The sequence below is a fragment of the Herbaspirillum sp. B65 genome (assembly GCF_000333555.1).
GTDB classification, from domain to species: Bacteria; Pseudomonadota; Gammaproteobacteria; order Burkholderiales; family Burkholderiaceae_D; genus Herbaspirillum; species Herbaspirillum rubrisubalbicans.
Genome location: NZ_BADI01001220.1, coordinates 1 through 8,510 on the forward strand (window position 1 = coordinate 1; position 8,510 = coordinate 8,510).

At 61.3% G+C, this 8,510-nt stretch carries 10 protein-coding genes and 1 pseudogene; 7 read left to right on the forward strand and 4 right to left on the reverse strand.

All coding sequences use genetic code 11. The features are described 5' to 3' along the window. From I5W_RS28740 to I5W_RS28770, 7 genes are all read left to right on the forward strand, one after another. A partial coding sequence (locus I5W_RS28740) for a cbb3-type cytochrome c oxidase subunit I (protein WP_044531818.1) occupies nucleotides 1–450 on the forward strand: 450 nt, incomplete at its 5' end. An 11-nt stretch (nucleotides 451–461) separates the two neighbouring features. Then, nucleotides 462–1,076, forward strand: coding sequence for a cytochrome-c oxidase, cbb3-type subunit II (gene ccoO / locus I5W_RS28745; protein ID WP_017451544.1), 615 nt, complete (start codon nucleotides 462–464; stop codon nucleotides 1,074–1,076). 4 nt (nucleotides 1,077–1,080) lie between these two features. Then, nucleotides 1,081–1,275 carry a cbb3-type cytochrome oxidase subunit 3 gene (locus tag I5W_RS28750; protein ID WP_017451545.1) on the forward strand — a complete coding sequence of 65 codons (195 nt, stop codon included), beginning with the start codon at nucleotides 1,081–1,083 and terminating at the stop codon, nucleotides 1,273–1,275. Next, on the forward strand, nucleotides 1,268–2,200 hold the full coding sequence (gene ccoP, locus I5W_RS28755; protein ID WP_017451546.1) for a cytochrome-c oxidase, cbb3-type subunit III: 933 nt from the start codon (nucleotides 1,268–1,270) through the stop codon (nucleotides 2,198–2,200). Before I5W_RS28750 ends, ccoP begins: the two co-directional genes overlap by 8 nt. A gap of 136 nt (nucleotides 2,201–2,336) precedes the next feature. After that, nucleotides 2,337–3,824 (forward strand): cytochrome c oxidase accessory protein CcoG, encoded by a 1,488-nt coding sequence (ccoG, locus tag I5W_RS28760; protein WP_044531819.1) that lies wholly within the window; start codon nucleotides 2,337–2,339, stop codon nucleotides 3,822–3,824. Nucleotides 3,825–3,871: 47 nt separating this feature from the next. Beyond that, on the forward strand, nucleotides 3,872–4,417 hold the full coding sequence (locus tag I5W_RS28765; protein ID WP_044531820.1) for a FixH family protein: 546 nt from the start codon (nucleotides 3,872–3,874) through the stop codon (nucleotides 4,415–4,417). A gap of 68 nt (nucleotides 4,418–4,485) precedes the next feature. After that, a complete protein-coding gene (locus I5W_RS28770) occupies nucleotides 4,486–4,743 on the forward strand; it encodes a hypothetical protein (protein ID WP_017451549.1) in 258 nt (85 codons plus the stop codon). Nucleotides 4,744–4,796: 53 nt separating this feature from the next. On the opposite strand, the gene fnr is transcribed toward I5W_RS28770, so the two are convergent. From fnr to I5W_RS28790, 4 genes and pseudogenes are all read right to left on the reverse strand, one after another. Further along, complete coding sequence (fnr, locus tag I5W_RS28775; RefSeq protein WP_017451550.1) at nucleotides 4,797–5,654, reverse strand: fumarate/nitrate reduction transcriptional regulator Fnr; 858 nt, start codon at nucleotides 5,652–5,654, stop codon at nucleotides 4,797–4,799. 358 nt (nucleotides 5,655–6,012) lie between these two features. Further along, nucleotides 6,013–7,083: a fatty acid desaturase gene (locus I5W_RS28780; RefSeq protein ID WP_044531822.1), complete on the reverse strand. Its 1,071-nt coding sequence runs from the start codon at nucleotides 7,081–7,083 to the stop codon at nucleotides 6,013–6,015. A gap of 256 nt (nucleotides 7,084–7,339) precedes the next feature. Continuing rightward, the gene (locus tag I5W_RS28785) at nucleotides 7,340–7,966 is read right to left on the reverse strand and encodes an OmpW/AlkL family protein (protein ID WP_017451552.1); all 627 of its coding nucleotides are present in this window, start codon (nucleotides 7,964–7,966) and stop codon (nucleotides 7,340–7,342) included. A 198-nt stretch (nucleotides 7,967–8,164) separates the two neighbouring features. Then, nucleotides 8,165–8,510: pseudogene (locus tag I5W_RS28790) on the reverse strand (pyridoxal-phosphate dependent enzyme); the annotation flags it as partial.

Sequence of the window (8,510 nt, forward strand, 5' to 3'; positions counted from 1 at the left end):
ATCAAGACCGTCAACGCCTTGTCCCACTACACCGACTGGACCATCGGCCACGTGCACTCCGGTGCCCTGGGCTGGGTCGGCTTCGTCACCATGGGGGCGATGTACTACCTGATTCCGCGTCTGTCGGGCAAGACCCAGATGTGGAGCAAGGACTTGATCGAAATCCACTTCTGGGTTGCCACCATCGGCATCGTGCTCTACATCGCCGCCATGTGGATCGCCGGTGTGATGCAAGGTCTGATGTGGCGCGCAGTCAATGACGACGGCACCCTGACCTACAGCTTCGTGGAAGGCGTCAAGGCAACCTACCCGTACTACGTCATCCGTCTCGTCGGTGGCCTGATGTACCTGTCCGGGATGCTGGTGATGGCCTATAACACCTGGCGCACGATGCGCGGCACCGAACTGGCTGTCGCACCGATTCCTGCCGTGACCAACGCTGCGCACTGATTGGGGGAAATATGAAGTTTTCGCATGAATGGATTGAGAAGAACCCCTGGCTGCTGATTGGCCTGGTGCTGCTGGTGGTCAGTGTGGGTGGCCTGGCCGAAATCGTGCCGCTGTTCTTCCAGAAATCGACCACCGAGCCGATCGCCGGCCTGAAGCCCTACTCGGCCTTGCGCCTGGCAGGTCGCGATATCTACATCCGCGAAGGTTGCTACAACTGTCACTCGCAGATGATCCGTCCGCTGCGTGCCGAGACCGAGCGCTATGGTCACTATTCGGTGGCCGGTGAGTCGGTCTACGACCACCCCTTCCAGTGGGGCTCCAAGCGTACCGGTCCTGACCTGGCACGCGTGGGCAACCGCTACAGCGACGAATGGCATCGGGCCCACCTGCACAATCCGCGTGACGTGGTGCCGGAGTCCAACATGCCGGCCTACCCGTGGCTGGAGCAGACCAAGCTGGACAATTACGACATCGTCTCGCGCATGAAGGCCTTGAAGCGCATCGGCGACCCGTACACCGAAGAAGACATCAAGAATGCCCCGGCCGAACTGGTCGGCAAGACCGAACAGGATGCGCTCATCGCCTACCTGCAAGGCCTGGGTATCCTGATCAAGGCGGAGAGATAAGACCATGATTGAAATGATTACCGATCCACGCAGCCTGATCACGCTGATCAGCTTCATCACCTTTGCCGGCATCCTGTGGTGGACCTACGTCGGCCACAAGCCCGCCGATTTCGAGCAAGCCGAGATGATCCCCTTCGCCGATGGCGATATCGGCCAGCCGGCTGCCGCAGCCGATGACAAGGAGGTGCGCCATGGCTGATTTCACCAATGGTTTCTGGAACCTCTGGATCATCGTCCTGACCGTGCTGGGCATCGCCGGTTGCGCGCTGCTGCTGTGGCAGCAATCCAGCTGGAAGGTCAAGAAGGGTGACCAGCCCATTCCCGGTTCGACCACCGGCCATGTTTGGGACGAAGACCTGACTGAACTGAACAACCCGCTGCCGCGTTGGTGGATGTGGCTGTTCTACCTGACCATCTTCTTCTCGGTGGGCTACCTGATCGCCTATCCCGGCCTGGGCAACCTGCCCGGTACCCTGGGCTGGCGTTCTACCGGCGAGCACGATGCCGATGTGAAGAAGGCCGAAGCCAAGTACGGCCCGCTGTTCGACAACTACCTCAAGCAAGACCTGAAGGTGGTGGCGGCCGATCCGCAAGCTCATGCCATCGGCGAGCGCCTGTTCCTGACCTACTGCGCGCAGTGCCACGGTTCGGATGCCCGCGGCAACAAGGGCTTCCCCAACCTGACCGACAACGACTGGCTGCATGGTGGTACCCCCGAGATCATCAAGGAAACCATCATGAAGGGGCGTCATGGCGTCATGCCGCCGATGGCCGCCGCCGTGGGGAGCGCCCAGGATGTCGATAACGTCGCCAACTACGTGCTGAGCCTGTCCAATTCTGCCCATGACCCGATCAAGGCCGAGCTGGGCAAGCCCAAGTTCGCGGCCTGCGCGGCCTGCCACGGCGCGGGTGGGGTGGGTAACCAGGCCATCGGTGCGCCCAATCTGAGCGACAAGATCTGGCTCTATGGTGGCAGCATCGACACCATCAAGGAAACCATCAACAAGGGCCGCGACAACACCATGCCGGCGTTTGGCGAATTCCTCGGTGAACCCAAGGTGCATGTGCTGGCAGCGTATGTCTGGAGCTTGTCCAACAAGCCCAGCAATGCCGCCGCCAAGTAAGGCATCGTGATGAAGTAATCCCGCGCCGGGGCCGACGCAGACACAGATCTGCGCGGCCCCGGCGTGTTTCTTGATTGCGCTTCCAGCTCCCGTCCAGGGCCGGAGCGCAGAGAGTGAAAGCAGAGCAGGAAAAATCATGGAAAAGGCCGTAACCACAACCCGGCAGGGCAAGGAAGGGGACCCGCCACCCAACCCCGAGGGCCAGCCAGGCCAGGGCAGCAAGGATGGCAAGGATGAATATGCCGTCATCCGCATGTATGCCGCACGTGAACAGATCTACCCGCGCGAGATCCAGGGCCGCTTCGCCAGCCTGCGCTGGCTGTGCGTGTTCCTGACGCAATTGGTGTTGTACGGCCTGCCGTGGATCAACTGGAACGAGCGCCAGGCCGTGCTGTTCGATCGGGCGTCCCGCAAGTTCTACCTGTTCGGCCTGGTCCTGTGGCCGCAAGACTTCATCTGGCTGGCGGCCTTGCTGATCATTTGTGCCTTCAGCCTGTTCCTCTTCACGGCCATCGCCGGTCGTGTGTGGTGCGGTTATTCCTGTCCGCAAACGGTCTATACCGAGATATTCCTGTGGATCGAGCGCCGTATCGAAGGCAATCGCAGCGCCCGTATGCGCCTGGATCGTCAGCCCTGGTCGTTCGACAAGCTGTGGCGCAAGTCGGCCAAGCACCTGGCTTGGGGCAGCGTGGCCCTGTGGACGGGCATCAGCTTCGTCGGCTACTTCTCGCCGATCCGTGACCTGCTGCCGGAAATCGGCGCCTTCGCGCTGGGCCCGTGGGAAAGCTTCTGGATCGTCTTCTATGGCTTCGCCACCTATGGCAATGCCGGCTGGATGCGCGAGCAGGTGTGCAAGTACATGTGCCCCTACGCCCGCTTCCAGAGCGCCATGTTCGACCGCGACTCGCTCATCATCACCTATGACGCCGCCCGTGGCGAACCGCGGATGCCGGCCGCCAAGGCGGCCAAGCTGCAGGCCGGCGCCAAGTCCGGCGATTGCATCGATTGCACCATGTGCGTCCAGGTCTGTCCGACCGGCATCGATATCCGCCAGGGGCTGCAATACATGTGCATCGGTTGTGCCGCCTGCGTAGATGCCTGCGACAGCGTGATGGACAAGATCGAGCGCCCGCGCGGCCTGATCCGCTATTCCACCGAAAACGCCATCGAGCAGGGCTTCTCGACACCGGAAATCCGACGTCGCGTGTTGCGCCCGCGCATCCTGATCTATACCGCCATCCTGGGCGCGGTCATTTGCGTCTTCCTCGGTTCCCTGGTGGTGCGTACACCCTTGAAGCTGGATGTGATCCGCGACCGTGGTTCGATGGGGCGTGAGGTGGAGGACGGCATCATCGAAAACGTCTATCGCCTGCAGGTCATCAACACCGACGAACGCGGTCACCGCTACCGCATCAGCGCCAGCGGCATCGATGGTTTGACGGTCGATCCGGCCGACCCCATCGAACTGGCTGCCACCCAGACGCTGATGGTACCGGTGCGGGTGAGGGCGCCGCATGGTGCTGGCGAGGTCGGCTCCAACAAGATTCACATCGCCTTGCAGGCCGAAGACCAGCCGGCGCTGCAGGTCAGCGAAAAGGCGGTGTTCCTGGTGCCGCGTCGCTGATGCACTGGTCAGTGGTCAATGAACTGATGTCACTTTGAGAGGAAATCATGCAAACCATCTCCCCCAAGCTTGCTGCCGCCGTTCCCTGGTATCGTCATCGCTGGCCCTGGCTGTTGATGTCGGGCCCGGCCGTGGTGGTGGTGGCCGGCATCTTTACTGCCTGGCTGGCCATCTCGCGCGCCGATGCGCTGGTGGCCGACGATTATTACAAGCAAGGCAAGGCCATCAACAAGGATCTGCGCCGCGACCATGAAGCCCAGCGTCTGGGTGCTTCCATTGGCATCGCCTATGATCCGGCCGCCGCGGTGCTGCGCGGCCGCCTGCAGATGCGCCAGACCCCGGCTGCCGGCGAAGAGGGCCGGACCCTGATCCTGAGCCTGGTGCACCCCACCCAACCGGCCAAGGACCGCACGCTGATGGTCCAGACCGCCGCCGATGGCAGCTTCTCGCTGCCGCTGCAGGAGATGGAGCAGGCGCGCTGGCGCCTGGTCGCCGAGGATGGCAGCCATCTCTGGCGCCTGCACGGCAATTGGGCATGGCCGCAACAGCGCAGCATCGAAATGAATGCGGAGGCCTACGCACCGGCCGAATAATGCGCTAAGCTGGAGTGAAGCCGGCTTCAAGACCGGCCACCTGCGGATGAAGCTTTAAGGAGACAGCCATGCGCAAACAGCAACGCAACGTCGCCATCGTGGTCTGGGTGGCTTTCCTGATGGCCATTGCGGCCGAGGGTGTGTTCTTTTCTCTGTTCAATCCCGAGGAGCTGGCCATGGCCTCCGGCCGTGACTGGGAGGCGCTGGGCGCCTATACCATCGGGTTCTTCTGCTTCTGGGGAAGTTTTGCCGTCTGCGGCCTGCTGGCCGTGCGGCTGACCCGGGCGCTGCCTAGGGAACGCCTGCGCCATTACGCCCAGGGCTGAACGCCCCGGACTGTTTTTCTGTTCCTTTTCTTCCTGGCCTTGATCGCTCCGGCTTAGCTGCCGGTGCGAGCTGTTGCCGTCGCCGCCGCAGGTGCTGCCGCATTGCAGGCATCCACACCGGCAGCCAGGCGCTTCAAGGCCGGAAGGTCGATCACTTCCACATCGCGCTGTTCCACGGCCAGCAAGCCTTGCTTGCGGAACTTGGAGATCAGGCGGCTGATGCTTTCGATGGTCAGGCCGAGATAGTTGCCTACGTCCTGGCGCGTCATGCGCAGCTGGAAGCGCGTGGAGGAATAGCCGCGTGCAGCATAACGTGAAGACAAGTTCACCAGGAAGGCAGCAAAACGCTGCTCTGCACGCATGTTCCCCAGCAGCATGATGACGTTTTGTTCGCTGGTGATCTCATGGCTCATCATGCGGTGGAAGTGGCGCAGCAGATGCGGGATCTGGCCGAACAACTGTTCCAGGCGCGCAAACGGGATTTCGCAGACTTCGCTGTCCTGCAGCGCCACGGCATCGCACTGGTGATGTTCGGTGCTGATGGCATCCATGCCCAGCAGTTCGCCAGGCATCTGGAAGCCGGTGATCTGGCGGTCGCCATCCAGGTTTTCCTGGTAGGTCTTGAAGTGGCCCACGCGCACCGCATAGAGCGCCGTGAAGCGGTCGCCGATGCGGTACAGGAAGTCATCGCGCGCGACCTTGCGGCGACCGATGATCTTGTCCAGGCGTTTCATGTCGGATTCGTCCAGGCCCATGGGTAGGCACAACTGGTGCATACCGCAGGCGGTGCAGCTACGCAGCGCCGAACTGGCGGCGGCTTCGCGGGCGGACGTCAGCGACGAGCATTGGGTCATGGGTGCGGCGGCATTGGCCGAAGCGGCCAGCGTAGTGGAGTGGCAAGACTGGTTCATACGATGTTCCCGGCGGACTTGTGACAATCGAATGACTCGATTTTAAGTGCGCGGAACGCAATAGGAAGCACAATATTCCCGAATCAGACGGGATTTCTTGTCCCAGATCAAACATGTCTGAAGTACTCACCGGAATCGGTGGCGCGGCCCCTGTCAGAGCGGATTTTCTGGCTGAAAAACGTCAGAAATGAACATCACTGACGCACAAGAAAGGGAAGAGAAGCGGCCTTGATGGGGGAAAGTGGGCGGTATCACGGGGTTACCGGGGACCCGCGAATGCCCTTCCATGCGACCGTCTTGTTATTGAAACTTCAGATACCTCGTGGCTACCTGAATGGTTGAACCCAAGCCATCGACATCAGGCTTCAGTGGTGTTCTTGCTCACTTCCGGCATCGGCAGCGGAGTACTGGTGGGACGACCGCGATAGTCGGTCCAGCACAGGCGCTTGAAGTCGTACAGCTTGCAGCGGCGTGCGGTATCGAAATACCAGCGCCACGAGAAGCGCTGGATTACGATGCGGCCCGGCAGCATGGTTTCCAGCTTCTTTTGCGCCTGCTTCAAGCGATACAGCGGCACGCTCATGTCCACGTGGTGCGCGGTGTGTTCCATGATGTGATGCAGCAAGGCGCCCCAATAGCGGCCAAAGGTCAGGTGCACGGTGGTGGAGACGAAAGGTTGCGCAGCGGCCCAGGTGATCTTGTCTTCATACCAGGCCACCGACGTATGCGTATGGTGCACATACACCACGAAGCCGATCATGGCCTTCCAGAACAGCAGCGGAATGGCAAAGCCGGTCACCAGCAGGGTCCAGAAGGATTGCTCGGTGGCTTGCGCGGCCCAGGCCAGGCCGGCGATCCATACGGCTGCTACGGCAGTCACCAGCACGCCATCCCAAATGAATTCGGCACGGCGGGTGGGCATCTGCTTCTTGGACGGGAAGTACATGCGCTTCCACCACATGTCGATCATGTAGTACAGACCGGGGCCGAAGCCGCTGCGGTAGATGCGCTCCAGGCGCTGGCGCCAGCGCGGCAGGGCGCGGAACTCTTCCAGCGAACGCGGTTGCCAGACGAAATCGAAACCCTTCAGGTTGGTATAGCCATGGTGCACCACGTTGTGACCGACTGCCCACAGGCTGTAGGGGGTGAGCGAAGGCATGAACAGCAGGCGACCCAGCCAGGTATTGAGCTTGCGATTGGGGGTGAAGGCTTGGTGGCAGGCATCGTGGCCGAGGATGAACAGGCGCCCGATGATGAAGCCATTGACCACGCCCAGCGCGATCTTGGCCAGCAGCCAGGGGGCCCAGACGATGGCCGCCAGGCTGGCGCCAAACAGGCAGAAATCCAGTACCGACAAGGCCAGCGCAATGGCCGTGCTGCGCTGGCTGATGGGAATCACCCAGGAGCGGATCACCTTGCGGTGGGGCATCGGTGCGCTGGGGGCAACCGGGGTATGGGGGTGCGAAGTCGTCGACATCGTAATTACCTTCCTACTATCAAACGGTGGACGGGTGAGCAGGCCGCAGGTGACTGCTCCAGCTAACGTTGCAAGGGCCGATGGGGGCTTGCAAGAGGTGGCGCACGGCGCGGAGCCAGTGGCGGGGACGTTAGCGCTTATCCCAAAAAACAACGCGACCGGTCATCATCGATGACGGATCGCGCCGTTTGGGTGCGGCAAGAATACCTTAGAAACGGTAGCCCACGCCAATGCCGATCAGCCACGGGTCGATCTTGACGTTGCTGATCTTGGTGCCGGTAGCATCCTTCACGTCGCTGGAGAGTTGCACCTTCTTCACGTCGAAGTTGATCAGCCAGTTCTTGTTGATCTTGTAGTCGGCGCCGAACTGCAGGGCGCCACCGACGCTGCTGCTGTCCAGTTGCAGGCCGCCAGGCAGGCTCACGCTGGAGATGCGGGTGTAGTTGATACCGGCACCAACGTAGGGGCTGAAGGCTGCTTCAGGCATGAAGTGGTATTGCACCGTCAGGGTCGGGGGCAGGTGCTTGAAGCTGCCGATCTTGTTGCCGTCCAGGCGCACGTCCTGCTTTTGCGGATAGGTCAGGATCAGTTCAGCGGCGATGTTCGGGGTGAAGAAGTAGCTGATGTCGAATTCGGGAATCACCTTGTTGTTGATGGTGAGACGGTCCGAAGCGCCCACGCCGCCGACCTGGTCGGACTTGTTTTCAGGGCTCAGATTGACGGCGCGCACGCGCAGCAGCCAAGGGCTTTGCGCTTCTTGAGCGAACACAGGAGCAGCTGCGAAGGAGGATGCCAGGGCTGCCACAGCGGCAGTGAAAGTGACGATTTTTTTCACGGTTTTTACCTATCGAGTGAGGATGTGCGAAAGGTACGCGTGAAGCGCTCGATGAGCTTTGATGCCGATCAAGCGCACTGGCACATGGTGAAGAATTAGGTAAAAACAACACAAGCCCGATCTGCACTGTACAGACCGGGCTTGCGCGGTGAGGCGAGCGATGACAGCGCGACCCGGCCAGCCGGCCGGGCGCCGCCATTACTCCTTGTAGCGGGCTTCGCGGGCCAGTTTGGTCAGGTTTTCCGGATCTTCGAAGGCCTTGTAATAAGCGTTCAGTGCCGGTGCACCGCCCAGGTGGGCGTACAGCACGCGCTGACCCTTGAAATGGCCCTTCTTGGCCATGTCGATCAGGCCATCGATGGATTTTCCTTCATATACCGGATCGGTCAGCATGGCTTCCATCTCGGCCGCGGTGCGGATGGCGGCGATGGTCTGCTGGCTCGGCAGGCCATAGGCCGGGCCGCTGTAGTCGGGGATGATCTCGATGTCGGCATCGCGTACCACCACGCGCTTGCCACCCTTGGAGGCGATCAGTTCGCTGGTG